Origin of the sequence: Desulfovibrio sp. SGI.102 (assembly GCF_050314315.1) — a bacterium.
Lineage (GTDB): Bacteria > Desulfobacterota > Desulfovibrionia > Desulfovibrionales > Desulfovibrionaceae > Desulfovibrio.
On record NZ_JBNPNC010000155.1, the window covers coordinates 1 to 213 of the forward strand.

At 46.5% G+C, this 213-nt stretch carries 1 protein-coding gene; it reads left to right on the forward strand.

Translation table 11 applies throughout. The features are described 5' to 3' along the window. Positions 1-213: transposase (locus ACQRCJ_RS12590; RefSeq protein WP_427799964.1), on the forward strand; the 213-nt coding region annotated here is incomplete at both ends.

Consider the following 213-nt stretch of genomic DNA (forward strand, 5'->3'; position numbering starts at 1 on the left):
ACGTCTATACGGAGATCGTTCCTGATTGCTCCAGAGCCACTCTCCAGGGCATCATACGTGGACGTGTAGACCTTGAAAGCGTCATTCATTCCGATGGTTGGCGAGGTTATGACGGGCTCGTCGATTTGGGATACCAAAAACACTTCCGCGTCCAGCATTCGCACAATGAATTTTCCAATAAACACTCACATATCAATGGGATAGAAAGTTTTT